Origin of the sequence: Pseudomonas sp. B707 (assembly GCF_022496685.1) — a bacterium.
Classification (GTDB): Bacteria; Pseudomonadota; Gammaproteobacteria; order Pseudomonadales; family Pseudomonadaceae; genus Aquipseudomonas; species Aquipseudomonas paraglycinae.
This window is the reverse complement of the sequence record NZ_WTVE01000025.1, coordinates 64491-83287: the sequence shown is the minus strand read 5'-3', so window position 1 is coordinate 83287 and position 18797 is coordinate 64491. Positions and strand designations below refer to the sequence as shown.

Genomic DNA, 18797 nt, shown 5'->3' with positions numbered 1-18797 from the left:
GTGGGAGCAGGCCTGCTCCCACACAATTTGTCACCCATCTGCCCGGCCTTCTGCTGCCCCCTGACTACACTGGAATCCACCCCGGAATAAAAACCCTGACACGCGCACTGGACAGGCCGCGCCGGCAGGTTCACCTTAGGGGCGCTGTCGTCCAATTCCTAGAAAGTCTGGAGTCCTTATGTCGCTTACCCCTGAGTTGGTTGCCGAACTGGAAGTCCTCGCACTCTTCAACCTGGACAGTTCCCAGGAAGGTCTGAAAATTCATCAGACCGCTGCCCCGAAGCACATTGCCGCCGCACAACGCCTGTTCGAAAAAGAACTGACAGACCAGCCTGATGGCGGTTACCTGACCAGCCTCGGTCGCGATGCCGCACAGAACGTGCAAACCGTACTGACGATTCTCAAAGAGCAACAAACCGCCTGATCCTCCCGACTTTGCCCACGGAAACCCCTGCCACGGGATTTCCGCGGGCCAGCCATGAACGTCGACCATCGCCGCGCGATAGAAATCTGACGTCAAAAAACAAATTCAGCTTAAAACTCCTGTCGCTCAGGCGCTAAACTCCCGGACACCCGAGACCCTTTGCCTCCGAGCCCTGCGCGCCGGTTTGAGCCGACATGACCCGCACCCATGAAATCCGCCCCGACCTGGACGAAGGCATCGACCGCAAGGTACTCAGCCAGCTACGTGCACGTTTTCTCAAACTCAATGAAGGCCGCCTGAACCGGGCGCTGGAAGGTCTGTCGACGCGCCAGCAAAGCGTGCTCACGCTGCTGCCACTGTTTTTCCACGTCAATCATCCGCTGCTGCCCGGCTATGTCTCGGGCAGTACGCCGGCCGGGCTGTCGAATTACGAACCCGACGCCGATGTGCTGGCCGAAGCTCAGCGCCTGACGCGCTCGTTCTCCTATAAGCCGCGTCACGGCAGCAACCCGCCACGGCCGATTCACGGACTGTTCCTGATGGGCAGCCTCGGCACGCTGGCCCAGGCCGACCAGAGCGACATGGATGTGTGGGTCTGCCACGCCCCCGACCTGAGCGACAGTGAACTGGCCGAGCTGCGCAAGAAATGCCAGGTGCTCGAAACCTGGGCCGCCAGCCAGGGGGCCGAGGCGCACTTTTTCCTGATCGACCCGGTGCGTTTCGTCAAAGGCGAACGCGACACCCAGCTCAGCTCCGAAGATTGCGGCACCACCCAGCATTACCTGCTGCTGGACGAGTTCTACCGCACCGCGATCTGGCTCGCCGGGCGCACGCCGATCTGGTGGCTGGTGCCGGTCTACGAAGAACGTGCCTACGACGCGTACACCCACACGCTGATTTCCAAACGTTTCATCCGCAATGATGAAACCCTCGACCTGGGGCCGATGGCGCACATTCCGCCGGGCGAGTTCGTCGGCGCCGGGCTGTGGCAACTGTTCAAGGGCATCGAGTCACCTTACAAATCGGTGCTCAAGCTGCTGCTGACCGAGGTTTACGCCAGCGAACATCCGCAGGTGCAATGTCTGAGCCTGCGCTTCAAGCAGGCGGTGTTCGCCAACCGGCTGGATCTCGACGAGCTGGACCCGTACATGGTGGTCTACCGGCGGATCGAGGAATACCTCACTGCGCGCAACGAGCCGGAGCGCCTGGAGTTGGTACGCCGCGCGCTGTACCTCAAGGTCAACCGCAAGCTCACCGGCAACACCCGCACCCAGAGCTGGCAGCGTTCACTGCTGGAAAGACTGGCCAGCGAATGGCATTGGGATCAGCGGCAACTGGCGCTGCTCGACAGCCGCAGCCAGTGGAAAGTCCGCCAGGTCAGCGCCGAGCGCCGGGCGCTGGTCAACGAACTGAATTACAGCTACCGCTTCCTGACCCAGTTCGCCCGCAGCGAGCAGACTGTCAGCCTGATCAACAAGCGTGACCTCAACGTTCTAGGCCGGCGCCTGTATGCGGCGTTCGAGCGTAAGGCCGACAAGGTCGAGTTCATTAATCCCGGCATCGCCCCGGACCTGGCCGAAGACACCCTGACCCTGGTGCAATCGCCGAACAAAAAGGAACCGGGACAAACCCAGTGGGGCCTGTACAACGGCAGCCTGACGGCGCTGGAGTGGGAACACTTCGCGCCGATCAAGCGCAGCCGCGAGTTGCTCGAACTGCTGACCTGGTGCCACCGCAACGGCGTGATCGACAGCAGCACCCGACTGGCCCTGCACCCCGGCACCAGCGATTTGAGCGAGTTCGAGCTGTTCAACCTGCTCGGCAGCCTGCAACAAAGCATCGCCCTGCCCTTGTCGACCGTCGCCGAAGAACCGCTGCTGCGCGCCGCCGTGCCGAGCGAAGTGCTGATGCTGGTGAATGTCGGGGTCGACCCGCTCAAACATCACCGCGACCTCAACATCCTGATGACCACCGAACGCACGGACTCCCTGAGCTACGCCGGCGTGCGCGAAAACCTGGTGCTGACCCTGGATCAGGTCACGCTCAACAGCTGGAACGAAGTGCTGGTCAATCGCTTCGACGGCCCGCATGCCTTGATGGACTGCCTGCGCGATTACCTCAACAACCTGCCGCGTGGATCGCAGCAGCCGTCGCTGCGGGTGCGCTGTTTCTGTCACAACCGCGCGCAGTTCATCGCCCGCCGGGTGGAGGAAATTGTCGATACCGCGCAGACCCTGTTGCTCAGCGATCTGAATCACCGCTACCTGATTCAGGTGCAGCAGCATTACCACGTGCTGGAGCTGGTGCCGGGCCAGGTCAGCCATGTCGCCCTCGCCACCCTGCCGGCGCTGCTCGATTACCTGGGTGAGGAACAGCCGCGCTACAGCCCGCTGCACCTGGACCCGATGGCACTGGAAGACCACGACCTGGCACTGATCCTGCCGATGGGCCAGCCCGAATGCATTCAGGTGTTCTACCGGATCACCGAACAAACCGCCGAGCTGTACGTGCTCGACGAGTTCAATGCGTTGTGGCAACAGCACTTGCCCTATCACGACGAGCAAAGCCTGTTGGTGCCGCTGCAGCGGTTCCTGCAATCGATCCAGTTCCGCCGCGAAGCGCTGCTGCCGATGGATGCGGGCCATGCCGCCAGCCTTGAAATCTTGTATTACCAGTTATTGCCGTCAGGGCCGGGACGCGCGCGACGGGTCGAAATGCGCCCGGCGCCGCAGACGCCGGTCAACAAACCGTTCTACGACGTGCAGGCGATCGTCGGCAAAGCCGCACCCGGCGAGGTGCAAGTCACGCTGTATTGCAATCAACGGGAATTCAGCGAGCTGGAACATGGCGACCAGCTGTTCAGCGTGGTCGCCCGGGAGATTGTCGGGCAGCGCCGGGAAACCGAGCGCTACCGCTGCTACATCACCGACCTGGACCTGTCGGGTGTGATCGGTGACGGGCAGAGTTCGAGCAATCTGTATCTGCGCTACAAGGCCGACCTGGAACGCTCTCTGAACGAGGCGCTCGAGCAGGTCTGAGGCGGGTTACTCCGGGAAATCACCGCCATTGGCCGGCTGCGATTCGACTTCGAGCAAGGTCAGCTTCAGGGTTTTGCCACCCGGAGCCGGCCAGTCGATGTGCTGACCAACCTTCAGGCCCAGCAACGCACTTCCGACCGGAGCGAGGATCGAGACTTTGCCTTCGTCGGCGTTGGCGTGCTTCGGATAGACCAGGGTCAGGTGGTAGTCCTTGCCACTGCTTTCTTCGCGGCAGTGCACACGGGAATTCATCGTCACGACATCGGCAGGCACTTCATCGTGACCGACCAGGGTATCGGCGCGGTCCAGTTCGGTTTGCAGCGCGATCACGCCCGGCAGCGTGTCATCCAGGCTGTCGATCAGGCGCTCCAGACGTTGCACGTCCAGACGGGTAAGGGTGATGGAAGGTGCGGTCATGATCCGGGCAGACTCCTTTCTTCTGCACACAAAAAAAGCAAAACCCCGCCAAAAAAGACGGGGTTTTCACCAGGCCTCGATGGGTTGAGGCGTTTCCGGACACTATCACAGCTCAAAAAATATACAAGCTACGCTCCGGCGAGCTGCCGGCGCTGAGCGGCCTGCGCACAAATCACCCGGCGGCGCTCGTCATCGGCCGAACGCCATTCGCGGATGTCTTCGACATGGCGCATGCAACCGAGGCAGACCTTCTGCTCATCCAGCCGGCACACTCCGGTGCACGGCGAAGGGACGGCCGGGCTGACGTTGCTGTAAAGCGGCTTCGGCGGACGGACGGGTGCAGTATCAGTCACGAAATCACAGGCCTTCGAAATCGAATTCGGTGCCGGCCTGTTGCTTGACGATGCGCTCGAGCATTTCGCCCAGCTGTTCTTCGCTCTTGTCGCACATCCAGCGTTCGCTTTCTTCGTCGTAGTCGAAGTGGAAACCGCCGGACACCGCGGCCAGCCACAGCTGACGCAACGGTTCCTGACGACTGAAGATCAGCTGGGTGCCGTTCTCGAACTTGACGGTCAGCACACCGGCCGAGTTCTCCATGTCGATGTCCAGGTCGCTGTCGTCGAAGATGTCTTCCAGTTTTTCCTGGGTTTCATCGACCAGATCGTGGAAACGGGCTTCGGACAAACTCATTGCGGCAACCTCAAAAAATGTCTGATCAGGCTCAAGCGCCGCAAGATACGGACGCTGCCAGCCGATTGCAAAGGATAACGACCAAGCGCCCTGCCCGGCGACGAAATATCCACCCGCCACGCGGGAAAAGTTTCCGCGCCGCAGCCCGAGCCCCGCCGGACGGGAGTTCCGTCGCATAGGCAAGCTGCCGGGTGGCCGGTATACTCCGGCGCAATTAACGCATTTTCAAGGATTTCGCCATGAAGCGCCTGATCTCTTCCCTTGCTGCGCTCGTCGCGGTTGCCTGTCTCGTTTCGGCCTGCGGTCAGAAAGGCCCGCTGTACCTGCCCGATGAAGATCAGGACCCGGCCGAGCAAGCCCAGTCTTCGCAAAAGCAGCCTGTCTCCAAGGCACACAAGCACGACGTTTACTAAGGGATCGCCATGGACGCTTTTAACTACCGTGGCGGGGAACTGTTCGCGGAAGGTGTGGCGCTGTCCGCCATCGCCGATCGCTTCGGCACACCGACCTACGTCTACTCCCGCGCGCACATCGAGGCCCAGTACCTGGCCTACGCCGATGCGCTGGCCGGCATGCCGCACCTGGTGTGCTTCGCGGTCAAGGCCAATTCCAACCTCGGCGTCCTGAATGTCCTGGCCCGTATCGGTGCCGGTTTCGACATCGTTTCCCGTGGCGAGCTGGAGCGTGTTCTGGCCGCCGGCGGCAGCCCGGACAAGATCGTGTTCTCCGGCGTCGGCAAGACCCGTGACGACATGCGCCGTGCGCTGGAAGTCGGCGTGCATTGCTTCAACGTCGAATCCACCGACGAGCTCGAGCGCCTGCAAGTGGTCGCCGCCGAACTGGGCGTTCGTGCGCCGATCTCGCTGCGCGTGAACCCGGACGTCGATGCCGGCACCCACCCGTACATTTCCACCGGTCTCAAAGAGAACAAGTTCGGCATCGCCATCGCCGACGCCGAAGACGTGTACGTGCGTGCCGCGCACCTGCCGAACCTGGAAGTGGTCGGCGTCGACTGCCACATCGGTTCGCAACTGACCACCCTGCCGCCGTTCCTCGATGCCCTCGATCGCCTGCTGGATCTGGTCGATCGCCTCGGCGATTGCGGCATCCACCTGCGTCACATCGATCTCGGTGGCGGCCTGGGTGTGCGTTATCGCGATGAAGAGCCGCCGTTGGCCGCCGATTACATCAAGGCTGTACGCGAGCGTCTGGTCGGTCGTGATCTGGCGCTGGTGTTCGAGCCAGGCCGCTTCATTGTCGCCAACGCCGGTGTGCTGCTGACTCAGGTCGAGTACCTCAAGCACACCGAGCACAAAGACTTCGCTATCGTCGACGCGGCCATGAACGACCTGATCCGCCCGGCGCTGTACCAGGCCTGGATGGACGTGACCCCGGTCAAGCCACGCGATACTGCTGCGCGTACCTACGACATCGTCGGCCCGATCTGCGAAACCGGCGACTTCCTCGCCAAGGAACGCGAACTGGCGCTGGAAGAAGGCGATCTGCTGGCCGTGCATTCGGCCGGTGCCTACGGTTTCGTGATGAGCTCCAACTACAACACCCGCGGCCGTGCCGCTGAAGTGCTGGTGGATGGTGATCAGGCATTTGAAGTGCGTCGCCGCGAAACCGTGGCCGAGCTGTTTGCCGGCGAAAGCCTGCTGCCGGAGTAACCCGATGCTGCTGCGTTTTACCAAGATGCACGGCCTGGGCAACGACTTCATGGTTCTCGACCTGGTCAGCCAGCACGCGCATATTCAGCCCAAGCACGCAAAAATGTGGGGCGACCGGCACACCGGCATCGGTTTCGACCAGTTGCTGATCGTCGAAGCGCCGAGCAATCCGGATGTGGATTTCCGTTACCGGATCTTCAACTCCGACGGTTCCGAAGTGGAGCAGTGCGGCAACGGTGCGCGCTGCTTCGCCCGCTTCGTGCTCGACAAACGCCTGACCGCCAAACGGCAGATCCGCGTCGAGACCAAGGGCGGCATCATCGAACTGGACGTGCGTAACGACGGCCAGATCGGCGTTAACATGGGCGCCCCGCGCCTGGTGCCGGCGGACATTCCGTTCCAGGCGCCGGAGCAGGCCCTGAGTTATCAGGTCGATGTCGACGGTGCGCCGGTCGATCTGGCCGCGGTGTCCATGGGCAACCCCCATGCGGTGCTGCGGGTCAGCGATATCAACACTGCACCGGTGCATGAACTGGGGCCGAAAATCGAACACCATCCGCGCTTTCCGGCGCGGGTCAACGTCGGTTTTCTCCAGGTCATCGACCGCCATCGCGCGCAACTGCGCGTCTGGGAACGCGGCGCCGGGGAAACCCAGGCCTGCGGCACCGGTGCCTGCGCTGCTGCTGTAGCGGCGATCAGTCAGGGGTGGATGGATTCGCCACTGCTGATCGACCTGCCGGGCGGGCGTCTGTCCATTGAGTGGGCAGGCCCCGGCCAACCGGTGTTGATGACCGGCCCGGCAGTGCGCGTATACGAAGGACAAGTGCGTCTTTGAGTGAGCAGAAGCCATGACCGATAAGCCTCAGGTACCCGCCCGACAGTCCGGTGAATCAGCGTCCGAGAGCCTGGAGGCGGCAGCGGTTGCCGCGTACCTGGAGGCTCATCCGGACTTCTTCGTCGAGCATGAAGAACTGCTGCCGTCCCTGCGCATCCCCCATCAGCGAGGCGATACCGTCTCGCTGGTCGAGCGTCAGATGGCCATCCTGCGCGACCGCAACATCGAGATGCGTCATCGTCTCTCGCACTTGATGGACGTCGCCCGGGACAACGATCGCCTGTTCGACAAGACCCGCCGCTTGATCCTCGCCCTGATGGACGCCGCCACTCTGGAAGACGTGGTGATCAGCGTCGAAGACAGCCTGCGTCAGGATTTTCAGGTGCCCTTCGTCAGCCTGATCCTGCTGGGCGACAACCCGGCCCCGGTCGGCCGCTGGGTGACCCACGCCGACGCGCAAACCGCCATCGGCGGATTGCTCACCGAAGGCAAGAGCGTCAGCGGCAGTCTGCGTGAACATGAACTGGACTTCCTGTTCGGCGAAGAACAGCGCAAGCAGATCGGCTCCACCGCCGTGGTCGCCGTCAGCCATCAGGGCATCCACGGGATCCTGGCCATCGCCAGCCGTGATCCGCAGCACTACAAGAGTTCGGTCGGCACGCTGTTCCTCAGCTACATCGCCGAAGTCATGGGTCGCGTGCTGCCACGGGTCAACAGCTCCCTGCGCTCGGTACGCTGAGCATGGAACGACAACTGGACGCTTACTGCGAACACCTGCGCAGTGAGCGGCAGGTGTCGCCGCACACGCTGTCGGCCTACCGACGCGACCTCGACAAAGTCCTCGGCTGGTGCAACAAACAGAACATCGGTAGCTGGCAGGCGCTGGACATCCAGCGCCTGCGCAGCCTGATCGCCCGCCTGCATGCCCAGGGCCAGTCCTCACGCAGTCTGGCGCGCCTGCTCTCAGCGGTGCGCGGGCTCTATCACTATCTGAATCGTGAAGGTCTCTGCGATCACGATCCGGCCACCGGCCTGGCACCGCCCAAAGGCGAACGCCGGCTGCCGAAAACCCTCGACACCGATCGCGCCCTGCAACTGCTTGAAGGTGCCGTGGAGGACGATTTCCTCGCGCGGCGCGATCAGGCGATTCTGGAGTTGTTCTATTCCTCCGGACTGCGTCTGTCGGAGCTGACCGGGCTCAATCTCGATCAGCTCGATCTGGCCGACGGCATGGTTCAGGTACTCGGCAAGGGCAGCAAGACGCGCCTGTTGCCCGTCGGCAAAAAGGCCCGGGAAGCCCTGGAGCAATGGCTGCCGCTGCGGGCGCTGACCAACCCGGCAGACGACGCAGTATTCGTCAGCCAGCAAGGCCGACGCCTCGGCCCGCGCGCGATTCAGGTTCGGGTCAAACTCGCCGGCGAGCGCGAACTGGGGCAGAACCTGCACCCGCACATGCTGCGACACTCCTTCGCCAGCCATTTGCTCGAGTCCTCTCAGGACCTGCGAGCGGTGCAGGAACTGCTCGGCCACTCGGACATCAAGACCACCCAGATCTATACCCACCTGGACTTCCAGCACCTGGCGGCGGTCTACGACAGCGCCCACCCACGGGCCAAACGCATGAAAGGCGACGATTCATGAGCATCCAGTTGATCACCTTCGACCTCGACGACACCTTGTGGGACACCGCCCCGGTGATCGTCAGCGCCGAAGCGGTTTTGCGCGAATGGCTGAGCGAACATGCGCCGAATCTGGGCGCGGTGCCGGTCGAGCATCTGTGGTCGATCCGCGAGCGGGTGCTGGCCAACGAACCGGGCCTGAAGCACCGCATCAGCGCGTTGCGCCGGCGCGTGCTGTTCCATGCGCTGGAAGAAGCCGGGTACGCCCACGGCGAAGCGTCGGATCTGGCGGACAAGAGTTTTGAAGTGTTTCTGCATGCGCGGCATCAGATCGAGGTGTTCCCGGAGGTCGAGCCGATCCTGGAAACCCTCGCCAAGCATTACGCCCTCGGGGTGGTCACCAACGGCAACGCCGATGTCCGTCGTCTCGGGCTGGCGGATTACTTCAAGTTTGCGTTGTGTGCCGAAGACATCGGCATAGCCAAGCCGGATGCTCGACTGTTCCATGAAGCTTTGCAGCGCGGCGGCGTGAGCGCCGAAGCCGCTGTGCATATCGGCGATCACCCGGGGGATGACATCGCCGGGGCGCAGCAGGCCGGTCTGCGAGCGATCTGGTTCAACCCGGCCGGCAAGGACTGGGAAGCGGAGCGCCTGCCGGATGCCGAGATTCGTAGCCTGAACGATCTGCCCGCGGTGCTCGCCCGCTGGAACAGCCGCGGCTAACTTTCTTTCGCCCATGAAAAAGCCCGCAGCGACGGCGGGCTTTTTCAGCAAGCAAGCGACACGCCTCAGATAGGGCGGCTGCCGTACTTGTTGTCCGGCTTCTTGGGCGGATCGGCGACCACGTTGGCCTCCACTTCCTGCACCTTGCCGCCGCGCGCAAGGAACTCTTCCATGGCCTTGGCCAGGGCATCGCGCTCCTTGTTCTTGGCTTCGATGCTCGGCAACTCGTCGACCGACACCGCAGCCTTGGCCTTGCCTTTGGCAGCCGGGGCCGGCGTATCGTCACCGCCATCGTCTTCAGCAACGTCTTCCGCTGCTGCTTCCAGACCGTCTTCGGCCTCGTCTTCGTCGCCTACTTCGAGGTCGTCGTTTTCCAGATCATCGTCGCTCATGTTCTACCTCATGACTTGCGAAAAGCAGATTAGTTATAGACCAGCTTTGGCGACTGTCGAAAGTCGCCGGAAAAAAATCGGTAACCATTGGTGACCAACGGTTTATGCCCCTTCACCGTGCAAGGTGGCGAGGACTTTACGGGCACCGCCATGATCACGGTGCTCGCCCAGGTAAACGCCTTGCCAGGTGCCCAGTGCCAGTCGGCCCGCCGTTACCGGCAAACTGATCTGGCAGCCCAGCACGCTGGCCTTGAAGTGCGCCGGGAGGTCGTCCAGGCCTTCGTCGTTATGCTCATAGCCGTCTGCTCCTTGTGGGATCAGACGATTGAAAAATCGTTCGAAGTCGCGACGTACCGCCGGATCGGCGTTCTCGTTGATGGTCAACGACGCCGAGGTATGCTGCAGCCACAAATGCAACAGACCGACCCGGCATGCCTTGAGTTCAGGCAGGCCGGCGAGCAACTCGTCCGTCACCAGATGAAAGCCCCGGGGCCGTGCCCGCAGGGTTATCAGAGTCTGTTGCCACATACAGTTCTCCGCACGTTCGGGGCGCATTCTAGCGCGCTCTGGAAAAAAACAAAGGCCCTAATATTCCTTCAATGATGTAAGCCTTTGGCCGCAGAAAAACACTCGTCGTAAACACGACCAAAGCAGTACGAAAAATCCTTTCAGCTGTATCAGGGAAGACAAATTCCAGACAAAAAAATGCCCGGCGAGCCGGGCAAGTTTTTTGTGGCGCGTGCTTACAGGTTGTAGCCGCGCTCGTTGTGTTGTGCCAGATCCAGGCCGACCGATTCTTCTTCCTCGGTCACGCGCAGACCCATCACGGCATCCAGCACCTTGAGGATGATGAAGGTGACGATGGCGGTGTAGATCACGGTGAAGCCGACGCCTTTGCACTGAATCCAGACTTGTGCGGCGATGTCGGTGACGGTGCCGAAGCCACCCAGCGACGGTGCAGCGAACACACCGGTCAGGATCGCGCCGAGGATACCGCCGATACCGTGCACGCCGAAGGCGTCCAGGGAGTCGTCATAACCGAGTTTGCGTTTCAGGGTGGTGGCGCAGAAGAAGCACACCACGCCTGCCGCCAGACCGATGACCAGGGCGCCCATCGGGCCCACGGTGCCAGCGGCCGGAGTGATCGCGACCAGACCTGCAACGACGCCGGATGCGATACCCAGTGCGCTTGGTTTGCCGTGGGTGATCCACTCGGCGAACATCCAGCCCAGTGCCGCAGCGGCGGTCGCAATCTGGGTCACCAGCATCGCCATGCCGGCGGTGCCGTTGGCGGCCGCAGCGGAACCGGCGTTGAAGCCGAACCAGCCAACCCACAGCATCGCTGCGCCCATCAGGGTGTAACCCAGATTGTGTGGCGCCATCGGGGTGGTCGGGAAGCCTTTGCGTTTACCCAGTACCAGGCAGGCAATCAGACCGGCCACACCGGCGTTGATGTGCACCACGGTGCCGCCGGCGAAGTCGAGTACGCCCCAGTCCCACATCAGGCCGCCGTTGCCGGACCAGACCATGTGCGCGATCGGTGCGTAGACCAGGGTGAACCAGATGCCCATGAAGATCAGCATCGCGGAGAACTTCATCCGCTCGGCGAACGCACCGACGATCAGCGCCGGGGTGATGATCGCGAAGGTCATCTGGAAGGTGATGAAGACCGCCTCGGGGAACAGCGCCGCCGGGCCGGTCAGGCTCGCTGGGGTGACGCCGGCCAGGAACGCCTTGCCGAAACCGCCCACGAACGAGTTGAAGTTGACGACGCCCTGCTCCATGCCGGTGGTGTCGAACGCGATGCTGTAGCCATAAATGACCCACAGGACGCTGATCAGACCGGTAATGGCGAAGCACTGCATCATCACGGAAAGAATGTTTTTCGACCGAACCATGCCGCCGTAGAACAGCGCGAGGCCAGGAATGGTCATGAACAGCACGAGGGCTGTGGAGGTGAGCATCCAGGCGGTGTCGCCGGAGTTCAGGACTGGAGCTGCCACTTCGTCTGCCGCCATGGCCAGGCCGGGCATTACGATAGACAACAGGGCTCCTAGCCCTGCGAATTTACGCAGAGTCATATTGTTTTCTCCTGGGGCGTTGGGTTTGTGGCGGCGTTTAGATCGCGTCGGTATCGGTTTCGCCGGTACGGATGCGGATCGCCTGTTCCAGATTGACCACGAAGATCTTGCCGTCACCGATCTTGCCGGTGTTGGCAGCCTTGGTTATCGCCTCGATAACCCGATCCAGATCCTTGTCGTCGATGGCCACGTCGATTTTCACCTTGGGCAGAAAATCGACCACATACTCCGCGCCGCGATACAGCTCGGTGTGACCCTTCTGCCGACCGAAGCCTTTGACTTCAGTAACGGTAATGCCCTGCACGCCGATTTCGGACAGCGACTCGCGCACGTCGTCCAACTTGAACGGCTTGATGATGGCAGTGACTAGCTTCATGAAACTCTCTCCCGAATTGGTGGACTTGCCCCAGGAAAACAAACCCGACTCAAGTCTAAGCGCAGTGCCTGGCTTTGTAACGCTTCGTTGTCGACGCCAGCTAACCGCTCCAGACGAAACTCCCCGCTCCGTCTGCTGCACTGCATTCGTCACAGCGACTGCATCAGTGCATGGGTCGAAGGTGACTAAGCAGAAAGCTTGCCATCTCGCCAAAAACCACTGATTTCAATCCCTTGGCCGCTGCCGCAGATGCCATCACCCAAATGGCACTCGGGATACGCACAACAACGGTGCGTGGCCGTGCATCCAGTTGCGCGAAAAGCGTGCATCCGTGCCTGCACCAATGACTATAGACACTGCGTGATACACTGCCGGCCATAGTTTCCAGGACATATCCCATGCTCGCGCCCAAAGACTTCCTCGACGCCCTGAGCGGCACCGCCTCCCGCCTGTTCAGCGGCGACACGCCCTTGCCAAAAGCCGAAATCGAAAGCCAGTTCAAGATGCTGCTGCAAAGTGCCTTCAGCAAACTGGACCTGGTGAGCCGCGAAGAGTTTGACAGTCAGATGGTAGTGCTGGCGCGCACTCGCGCCCGGCTCGAGAGCCTTGAGGCGAAGATGGCGGAGATGGAAGCGAAGCTGACGCCGCCGGCTGAGTAACACCTCGTGTCTTTGTGAATGCGGTCCCTTGTGGGAGCGGGCTTGCCCGCGAATGAAGGTCGGAACGACCTTCCCGCGATTCAGGATTCGCTATCGACTCCCGGCAGAATCCTACAGATTGCAACCCCGCCGTCCGATTGCGCCGTGAAGCCCTGATTCCTAAGCTCACCCAATGCTGAATGTTCAGCACTGGGTTTGGCGACCCGGAAAGCTTAAGGCGCACGAAAACCATGATGGCGGCTATGTTTACCGCCACATCGAGTCATGGCGGTTGTGCGTGGGAGACCTTCGGGTCTGCCGGGTTCCTTTTGCTCCGGTTCGCCAACCCGCGTACGACTGCCACCCAATTGTTTGGCGACAATTGAGGGCAGCCCTAAAGCAAAAGGAGCTGTTCAATGAATAACGAAGATACGTATCTCACTCCTCAGGTTTTCATCCGCCACAAACTCCCCCTCCACGCCCTGCTCATCCAGAACCAACCCTGGTTCTCTGCCCGCGACCTGGGCCGCCTGCTGCACATTTACCTCAACGAACGCATGCTGCGAAAACTCGACCCCGACCAATACCAAACCCGCAAAACCCTGATCCACAACCAGATCGAAAACACCCTCCTGATCAGCGAATCCGGCATCTACGCCCTCCTCGTCTATCACTACTGCCCCGAATACCGAGCGCTACGCGAATGGCTCACCCATCAAGTCATCCCCACCCTGCGCGACGCCCAGCACCCCACCACAAACGAACGCCCACAGCTAAGCCTGCTGAATTGGCCCGAGATGTCGTTGAGTTTGCTGCACTGGAATAACCAGCCGTGGATTCGGTTGCAGGATGTGCCATTGATGGTGGTAGAACGGGAAAAGCTAAAGCGCCCAGAACCGGGCACTTGGTGGAAGAGGGCTTCGCGGATGCTGCAATCGCTATAGGCCCGCATGCCGGAGCTGAGCCCTGCGTAAATCGTAAGTCGACTGAAGATTCATCCAGAACTCAGGTGTGGTGTTGAGGTGGATGGCCAGCCTGATTGCCAAATCGGCGCAGATCCTGAGCTGGCATTTCACAAGCTTCTCGATTTCGGTTTCAGGCCAGTTCGCGGGCATGGCCAAGTCCAAGACCGTCATGCCCAATGGCTCCATGAATTCCTTGTTCAGAACTTCGCCGGGATGAATCGGGCGCATACCATTGCGGTTCATTTTTCGCCTCCAGAGGCTGTATTGAGCGGCAAAACTGGAGCATCCAATTCGGCTATTCAAGACCTCCGGCAACGTTTCGCCGACGTCCTACAACCATTGAAGCATGGCCCTACAAGAATCAGCTCCCGCGCCCGATTACGTGATTTTTTACTTGTAGTTACGCTCGTAGCCATCACCTACGCTGATCGATCCAACACGTCGAGTTTCAGAAGGATCACATTGATTGCCAGACATTCTGTTTCTGGACTCCGTCTTGTCTGATTTGCTCACACAAAAAGAAAACACGCTAGTTCAGCACCCAGATGGCAGTTACATCTTTGGTGCGATCCCCGACATGCCAAAATTCGGCTTGCCAGGTGGGAAGATTTATTTGCGAATAGGTATTCACCGCCGAGCGAATAGTGGTTTTGGCGTAGTACACATATGGGAAGCGCACAGAGCCGATTTGCTCAAGCATGGTTGCCAGACTGTCGATGGGGTAGCAGCGATTGTTGCGAAAATGATCGTCCCAGGAGCGCAAATCTATTGCGAGTTCAAAGAACAGCGATGCGGAAACAGGGTCGCGGTACTGAGAACATCCATGGGAACACTGATTCTTGAACCGCGACACGAGCGCGCCACAGGATTTGGTTACTTCGTGGTGACTTGGTACCCGCAAAAGCGCGCACATGGCACGTTGGTGGGGCAAATACCACGAGCATCATCCAACAAGAAATAAAAAAGGCGTCCTAAGGACGCCTTTTAAATATTTTTTGAGGAGTAGTCGCAGCGATTCTTTAGCTCCCGGTTTTAAAGCCATGGGTTCAGAATCCGACAGGCTATCCCGTCGTCACTACTTCAGAGAAACCAGCTTTCTCTGCTGCCAAAAATGCGGGGGAGCTTTTGCTGGTGCCCAGTCCCGACGAATGCGCAGTTGCAGTCCTCGAACGGGATGATCCGTCAATGCCGGCCGTGAGTCAACGCTCCAATTCAGGGAAGCAGTGACACTGCCGTCAGGTCTTGATACGTCTTGTAAACCTCAATTCATACACTGAAACCCCGCTCAACTACCCTTCAAAAACCCGCAGGAAGCGGCCCCTGTCTTTTCAAGGAACGACCATGTCACTCGCCATCGTCCACAGCCGCGCCCAGATTGGCGTGGATGCTCCCGCCGTCACCGTCGAAGTCCACCTGGCCAACGGCCTGCCCTCGCTGACCATGGTCGGCCTGCCCGAAGCCGCGGTGAAAGAGAGCAAGGACCGGGTGCGCAGTGCGATCATCAATTCGGGGCTGCAGTTTCCGGCGCGGCGGATCACGTTGAATCTGGCGCCGGCGGATCTGCCCAAGGATGGCGGGCGGTTCGATCTGGCGATTGCGCTGGGGATTCTGTCGGCGAGTGTGCAGGTGCCGACGTTGACGCTGGATGACGTGGAGTGCCTTGGCGAACTGGCGTTGTCCGGCGCCGTGCGGGCGGTGCGCGGGGTGTTGCCGGCGGCACTGGCAGCGCGCAAGGCCGGGCGGACGCTGGTGGTGCCACGGGCGAATGCCGAGGAGGCTTGTCTGGCATCTGGGCTGAGGGTGATCGCGGTGGATCATCTGCTGGAGGCCGTGGCGCATTTCAACGGGCATACGCCGGTCGAGCCTTATGTCTCGGATGGGCTGATCCATGCCGCGAAACCCTATCCCGACCTGAATGAAGTACAGGGCCAACTGGCCGCCAAACGGGCGCTGCTGATTGCCGCCGCCGGTGCCCACAACCTGCTGTTCAGCGGGCCACCGGGGACGGGCAAGACGTTGCTGGCAAGTCGATTACCCGGTTTGCTGCCACCGCTGGCCGAGAGCGAAGCGCTGGAGGTGGCGGCGATTCAATCCGTCGCCAGCGGCGCACCGTTGACCCACTGGCCGCAGCGCCCGTTTCGCCAGCCGCATCACTCGGCCTCCGGGCCGGCACTGGTCGGTGGCAGCTCAAAACCGCAACCCGGCGAAATCACGCTCGCCCATCACGGCGTACTGTTTCTCGATGAACTGCCCGAGTTTGATCGCAAGGTGCTGGAGGTTCTGCGCGAACCGCTGGAATCCGGCTGCATCGTCATCGCACGGGCCAAGGAAAGGGTGCGGTTTCCCGCGAGATTCCAGCTGGTGGCGGCGATGAATCCCTGTCCCTGTGGATATCTTGGCGAACCGAGCGGCAAGTGTTCGTGCACGCCGGACATGGTGCAGCGCTATCGCAACAAACTGTCGGGGCCGTTGCTGGACCGGATCGATTTGCACCTGACGGTGGCGCGGGAGGCGACAGCGTTGAACCCTGCGGTGAAACCGGGAGAGGACAGCGCCAGCGCGGCCACATTGGTCGCAGAGGCCCGCGATCGTCAGCAAAAACGCCAGGGCTGTGCCAATGCATTTCTCGATTTGCCGGGGCTGAAGAAGCACTGCAAGTTATCCACAGCCGATGAAACCTGGCTGGAGACGGCGTGCGAAAGACTGACCTTGTCGCTGCGCTCGGCGCATCGGCTGCTCAAGGTCGCGCGGACGCTGGCGGATCTGGAGAAGTGCGCGGATATCAGTCGCGAACATCTGGCCGAAGCGTTGCAGTATCGGCCGGCGACTCAGTAAGTGTCGAGGTCGTGGCGGGCCCAAACGCAAGCAGGCTCGCTCTCACAGGTCCAACAAAAAACCTGTGGGAGCGAGCCTGCTCGCGATAGCTATTTCAGAGACGCCTCACCGGAAGCGGTCGACTTCCTGGCGCAGGTCGGCTGCGAGGCCTTCCAGTTCCTTGGCGGTGATTGCCAGGTTCGATACCACTTCGCGCTGCTCGCTGTTGGCCATCGCGATGCTCTGCAAGTTGCTGCTGAGCAAAGTCGCGGTGCTGCTCTGCTCCTGAGTCGCGGTGGTGATCGCGGCAAACTGCTCACCCGCCGAGCGGCTTTGCTCGTCAATGCGCGCCAGCGCCGACGCCACATTGGCATTGCGCGACAGGCCTTCCTGCATCAGCAGGTTGCCCTGCTCCATGTTGCTGATGGCGTTGCCGGTTTCCTGCTGAATGCTGTGAATCATGCTGGAAATTTCATCCGTCGCCTGACGGGTACGCGAGGCGAGGCTGCGCACTTCGTCGGCCACCACGGCAAACCCGCGACCTTGTTCACCGGCACGGGCCGCTTCGATGGCAGCGTTGAGTGCCAGCAGGTTGGTCTGTTCGGCAATCGAGGTGATCACGCTGACGATGCCGCCGATTTCCTGGGAGCGCTGACCGAGCGTGTTGATCACGGTCGCGGTGGTGTTCAGTGCGCCGGCAATCTGCTCCAGCGAGGAAGACGCTTCTTCCATCGACGTGCGACCGATCTGGGTCTGCTGGGCGTTTTCCTGGGCCAGACGCTGGGTGTTGCCCATGTTGTCGGCAATGTTCAGCGACGTGGCGGAGAACTCTTCAACGGCGCCGGCCATGCTGGTGATTTCGCCAGACTGTTGCTCCATGCCTTCATAGGCGCCGCCAGACAGACCGGACAGCGCTTGAGCCCGACGGTTGACCTCTTCCGAGGCGCGGCGGATGTGCTCGACCATGGTCGACAGGGCCTGGCTCATCTGGTTGAACGCGCGGGCCAACTGGCCAATCTCGTCGTTGCTCGACACACTCAGGCGCACGCTCAGATCGCCGGCGCCCAGGGCTTCAGCCTGGCGGACCAGATCGCCCAGCGGTGCCAGTTTGCTGCGCAGCAACCAGACCACGGAGCCGACCGCCAGCAGCATCGCCAGCAGACTGCCGATGGCCAGCTGAGTGCCGACGCTCCAGGTCACCGCGCGGATCTCGGCTTTCGGCATGCTCGCCACCACCGACCACGGGCCACCCTCGAACGGCACGGCGATGCTGTAGAAGTCTTCGGACTTGTCGCTCCAGAACTGTCCTTTACCCGGCGTTTTCGCCAGACCGTTGATTACAGGAACCGCTTGATCCAGCGCCTGCACACCGGCCGGCGCCACCAGCCACTGGTTCTTCTCGTCCAGCAGCGCCAGCGAGCCGGTCTGGCCGATACGGAAGCGCTTGAGATTGGCGAACTGGGCGTTCTGCGCGTCGGTGTAATCGAAGCCGACGAACAACACCGCGATTACCTTGCCGCTACTGTCACGCACCGGGGTGTACTGAGTCATGTAGGAGCGATCGAACAGCAAGGCGCGACCGACGTAACCCTGCCCCGCCATCAATTTCGCATAGGCCGGGTGAGCGTGGTCGAGCACGGTGCCGATGGCGCGGGTGCCGTCTTGTTTGCTCAGAGAGGTGCTGACGCGAATGAAGTCTTCGCCGCTGCGCACGAACAGCGTGGCAACGCCCGCCGTCATCTGCTTGAACTCGTCGACTTCCTTGAAGTTGTTGTTCAACACCTCGCTGCCCAAGTGCAGGCCCGGGGTCTGGGTGCCCGCAACATTGACCGGCTCGCTCGGGTGAATGCTCAGGCCCGCAATGAAGCGCTTCTCGAACAACCCGCTCAGGCGCTGGGTGCTTTCGCGCAGCGTGCCGTGAAAAGTGCTCAGCTGGTCGGCGAGCAGGCGTGCCTCGCTGGCCAGGTGTTCTTCACGGGTGGCGAGGTTGGCGGTGTCCAGCGAACGCAGGGCGAACACCGTACTGCCGCTGATGACTATCGCCAGTATCACGGCGAGCGCGAGGCCCAGCTGCGAGGCGATCCGAGCGCGAGGTTGAGACATGGACAGCTCCTG

The 18797-nt window shown here is 61.3% G+C and carries 21 protein-coding genes; 12 read left to right on the top strand and 9 right to left on the bottom strand.

Going from position 1 to position 18797, the window contains the following annotated elements; translation table 11 throughout:
• Nucleotides 1–178 precede the first annotated feature (178 nt).
• Together GQX66_RS12960 and GQX66_RS12955 are read left to right on the top strand one after the other, a co-directional pair.
• Nucleotides 179–424: a TIGR02647 family protein gene (locus GQX66_RS12960; protein WP_007951883.1), complete on the top strand. Its 246-nt coding sequence runs from the start codon at nt 179–181 to the stop codon at nt 422–424.
• 194 nt (nt 425–618) lie between these two features.
• A complete protein-coding gene (locus GQX66_RS12955; RefSeq protein WP_240869571.1) occupies nt 619–3462 on the top strand; it encodes a class I adenylate cyclase in 2844 nt (947 codons plus the stop codon).
• Nucleotides 3463–3468: 6 nt separating this feature from the next.
• Here the strand turns inward: GQX66_RS12955 and rnk are convergent, their stop codons facing one another.
• The 3 genes from rnk to cyaY all read right to left on the bottom strand — a co-directional run bounded on the left by rnk (nt 3469) and on the right by cyaY (nt 4569).
• Nucleotides 3469–3879: a nucleoside diphosphate kinase regulator gene (gene rnk, locus GQX66_RS12950; protein ID WP_007951886.1), complete on the bottom strand. Its 411-nt coding sequence runs from the start codon at nt 3877–3879 to the stop codon at nt 3469–3471.
• 128 nt (nt 3880–4007) lie between these two features.
• Nucleotides 4008–4232: a DUF1289 domain-containing protein gene (locus GQX66_RS12945; protein ID WP_045121669.1), complete on the bottom strand. Its 225-nt coding sequence runs from the start codon at nt 4230–4232 to the stop codon at nt 4008–4010.
• A gap of 4 nt (nt 4233–4236) precedes the next feature.
• Complete coding sequence (cyaY, locus tag GQX66_RS12940; RefSeq protein ID WP_007951887.1) at nt 4237–4569, bottom strand: iron donor protein CyaY; 333 nt, start codon at nt 4567–4569, stop codon at nt 4237–4239.
• A gap of 239 nt (nt 4570–4808) precedes the next feature.
• Here cyaY and GQX66_RS12935 point away from each other — a divergent pair, with 239 nt between their 5' ends.
• Genes GQX66_RS12935 through GQX66_RS12910 form a run of 6 tightly spaced genes read left to right on the top strand, consistent with a single transcriptional unit; the run spans nt 4809 to nt 9416 of the window.
• Nucleotides 4809–4982, top strand: a complete 174-nt coding sequence (locus GQX66_RS12935; protein WP_007951888.1) for a lipoprotein — start codon at nt 4809–4811, stop codon at nt 4980–4982.
• A gap of 9 nt (nt 4983–4991) precedes the next feature.
• On the top strand, nt 4992–6239 hold the full coding sequence (gene lysA, locus GQX66_RS12930; protein WP_102685858.1) for a diaminopimelate decarboxylase: 1248 nt from the start codon (nt 4992–4994) through the stop codon (nt 6237–6239).
• 4 nt (nt 6240–6243) lie between these two features.
• Nucleotides 6244–7074 carry a diaminopimelate epimerase gene (dapF, locus tag GQX66_RS12925; protein WP_102685859.1) on the top strand — a complete coding sequence of 277 codons (831 nt, stop codon included), beginning with the start codon at nt 6244–6246 and terminating at the stop codon, nt 7072–7074.
• 13 nt (nt 7075–7087) lie between these two features.
• Entirely contained in the window at nt 7088–7813 is a 726-nt protein-coding gene (locus GQX66_RS12920) for a DUF484 family protein (protein WP_007951894.1), read from the top strand.
• A 2-nt stretch (nt 7814–7815) separates the two neighbouring features.
• On the top strand, nt 7816–8715 hold the full coding sequence (xerC, locus tag GQX66_RS12915; RefSeq protein ID WP_007951897.1) for a tyrosine recombinase XerC: 900 nt from the start codon (nt 7816–7818) through the stop codon (nt 8713–8715).
• Nucleotides 8712–9416 (top strand): HAD-IA family hydrolase, encoded by a 705-nt coding sequence (locus tag GQX66_RS12910; protein ID WP_085746783.1) that lies wholly within the window; start codon nt 8712–8714, stop codon nt 9414–9416. Before xerC ends, GQX66_RS12910 begins: the two co-directional genes overlap by 4 nt.
• Before the next feature lie 65 nt (nt 9417–9481).
• Here the strand turns inward: GQX66_RS12910 and sutA are convergent, their stop codons facing one another.
• The 4 genes from sutA to glnK form a co-directional block, all read right to left on the bottom strand.
• A complete protein-coding gene (gene sutA / locus GQX66_RS12905; protein ID WP_007951900.1) occupies nt 9482–9808 on the bottom strand; it encodes a transcriptional regulator SutA in 327 nt (108 codons plus the stop codon).
• A gap of 102 nt (nt 9809–9910) precedes the next feature.
• Complete coding sequence (locus tag GQX66_RS12900) at nt 9911–10336, bottom strand: secondary thiamine-phosphate synthase enzyme YjbQ (RefSeq protein ID WP_011336526.1); 426 nt, start codon at nt 10334–10336, stop codon at nt 9911–9913.
• A gap of 215 nt (nt 10337–10551) precedes the next feature.
• Nucleotides 10552–11889: an ammonium transporter gene (locus GQX66_RS12895; protein WP_007951904.1), complete on the bottom strand. Its 1338-nt coding sequence runs from the start codon at nt 11887–11889 to the stop codon at nt 10552–10554.
• A 37-nt stretch (nt 11890–11926) separates the two neighbouring features.
• Nucleotides 11927–12265, bottom strand: a complete 339-nt coding sequence (glnK, locus tag GQX66_RS12890) for a P-II family nitrogen regulator (RefSeq protein ID WP_002555808.1) — start codon at nt 12263–12265, stop codon at nt 11927–11929.
• 398 nt (nt 12266–12663) lie between these two features.
• Between glnK and GQX66_RS12885 the strand changes: the two genes are divergently transcribed.
• Together GQX66_RS12885 and GQX66_RS12880 are read left to right on the top strand one after the other, a co-directional pair.
• Entirely contained in the window at nt 12664–12924 is a 261-nt protein-coding gene (locus tag GQX66_RS12885) for an accessory factor UbiK family protein (RefSeq protein WP_240869568.1), read from the top strand.
• A 395-nt stretch (nt 12925–13319) separates the two neighbouring features.
• Nucleotides 13320–13847, top strand: coding sequence for a Bro-N domain-containing protein (locus GQX66_RS12880; RefSeq protein ID WP_085746784.1), 528 nt, complete (start codon nt 13320–13322; stop codon nt 13845–13847).
• Here GQX66_RS12880 and GQX66_RS12875 read toward each other — a convergent pair.
• On the bottom strand, nt 13842–14111 hold the full coding sequence (locus GQX66_RS12875; RefSeq protein WP_240869566.1) for a HigA family addiction module antitoxin: 270 nt from the start codon (nt 14109–14111) through the stop codon (nt 13842–13844). The two genes, GQX66_RS12880 and GQX66_RS12875, sit on opposite strands and share 6 nt — an antisense overlap.
• Before the next feature lie 223 nt (nt 14112–14334).
• On the opposite strand from GQX66_RS12875, the gene GQX66_RS12870 reads away from it, so the two are divergent.
• Both GQX66_RS12870 and GQX66_RS12865 read left to right on the top strand, forming a co-directional pair.
• Nucleotides 14335–14829, top strand: coding sequence for a hypothetical protein (locus GQX66_RS12870; RefSeq protein WP_240869554.1), 495 nt, complete (start codon nt 14335–14337; stop codon nt 14827–14829).
• A gap of 380 nt (nt 14830–15209) precedes the next feature.
• Nucleotides 15210–16703 (top strand): YifB family Mg chelatase-like AAA ATPase, encoded by a 1494-nt coding sequence (locus GQX66_RS12865; protein ID WP_085746788.1) that lies wholly within the window; start codon nt 15210–15212, stop codon nt 16701–16703.
• A gap of 105 nt (nt 16704–16808) precedes the next feature.
• On the opposite strand, the gene GQX66_RS12860 is transcribed toward GQX66_RS12865, so the two are convergent.
• Complete coding sequence (locus GQX66_RS12860) at nt 16809–18785, bottom strand: methyl-accepting chemotaxis protein (protein WP_102717317.1); 1977 nt, start codon at nt 18783–18785, stop codon at nt 16809–16811.
• Between the last annotated feature and the right edge of the window lie 12 nt (nt 18786–18797).

Excerpts from the sequence above, each read along its gene's own strand:
- GQX66_RS12960 (WP_007951883.1), top strand. The coding sequence starts at position 179 with ATGTCGCTTACCCCTGAGTTGGTTGCCGAACTGGAAGTCCTCGCACTC.
- GQX66_RS12955 (WP_240869571.1), top strand. The coding sequence starts at position 619 with ATGACCCGCACCCATGAAATCCGCCCCGACCTGGACGAAGGCATCGAC.
- rnk (WP_007951886.1), bottom strand. The coding sequence starts at position 3,879 with ATGACCGCACCTTCCATCACCCTTACCCGTCTGGACGTGCAACGTCTG.
- cyaY (WP_007951887.1), bottom strand. The coding sequence starts at position 4,569 with ATGAGTTTGTCCGAAGCCCGTTTCCACGATCTGGTCGATGAAACCCAG.
- GQX66_RS12935 (WP_007951888.1), top strand. The coding sequence starts at position 4,809 with ATGAAGCGCCTGATCTCTTCCCTTGCTGCGCTCGTCGCGGTTGCCTGT.
- lysA (WP_102685858.1), top strand. The coding sequence starts at position 4,992 with ATGGACGCTTTTAACTACCGTGGCGGGGAACTGTTCGCGGAAGGTGTG.
- dapF (WP_102685859.1), top strand. The coding sequence starts at position 6,244 with ATGCTGCTGCGTTTTACCAAGATGCACGGCCTGGGCAACGACTTCATG.
- GQX66_RS12920 (WP_007951894.1), top strand. The coding sequence starts at position 7,088 with ATGACCGATAAGCCTCAGGTACCCGCCCGACAGTCCGGTGAATCAGCG.
- xerC (WP_007951897.1), top strand. The coding sequence starts at position 7,816 with ATGGAACGACAACTGGACGCTTACTGCGAACACCTGCGCAGTGAGCGG.
- GQX66_RS12910 (WP_085746783.1), top strand. The coding sequence starts at position 8,712 with ATGAGCATCCAGTTGATCACCTTCGACCTCGACGACACCTTGTGGGAC.
- sutA (WP_007951900.1), bottom strand. The coding sequence starts at position 9,808 with ATGAGCGACGATGATCTGGAAAACGACGACCTCGAAGTAGGCGACGAA.
- GQX66_RS12900 (WP_011336526.1), bottom strand. The coding sequence starts at position 10,336 with ATGTGGCAACAGACTCTGATAACCCTGCGGGCACGGCCCCGGGGCTTT.
- GQX66_RS12895 (WP_007951904.1), bottom strand. The coding sequence starts at position 11,889 with ATGACTCTGCGTAAATTCGCAGGGCTAGGAGCCCTGTTGTCTATCGTA.
- glnK (WP_002555808.1), bottom strand. The coding sequence starts at position 12,265 with ATGAAGCTAGTCACTGCCATCATCAAGCCGTTCAAGTTGGACGACGTG.
- GQX66_RS12885 (WP_240869568.1), top strand. The coding sequence starts at position 12,664 with ATGCTCGCGCCCAAAGACTTCCTCGACGCCCTGAGCGGCACCGCCTCC.
- GQX66_RS12880 (WP_085746784.1), top strand. The coding sequence starts at position 13,320 with ATGAATAACGAAGATACGTATCTCACTCCTCAGGTTTTCATCCGCCAC.
- GQX66_RS12875 (WP_240869566.1), bottom strand. The coding sequence starts at position 14,111 with ATGAACCGCAATGGTATGCGCCCGATTCATCCCGGCGAAGTTCTGAAC.
- GQX66_RS12865 (WP_085746788.1), top strand. The coding sequence starts at position 15,210 with ATGTCACTCGCCATCGTCCACAGCCGCGCCCAGATTGGCGTGGATGCT.
- GQX66_RS12860 (WP_102717317.1), bottom strand. The coding sequence starts at position 18,785 with ATGTCTCAACCTCGCGCTCGGATCGCCTCGCAGCTGGGCCTCGCGCTC.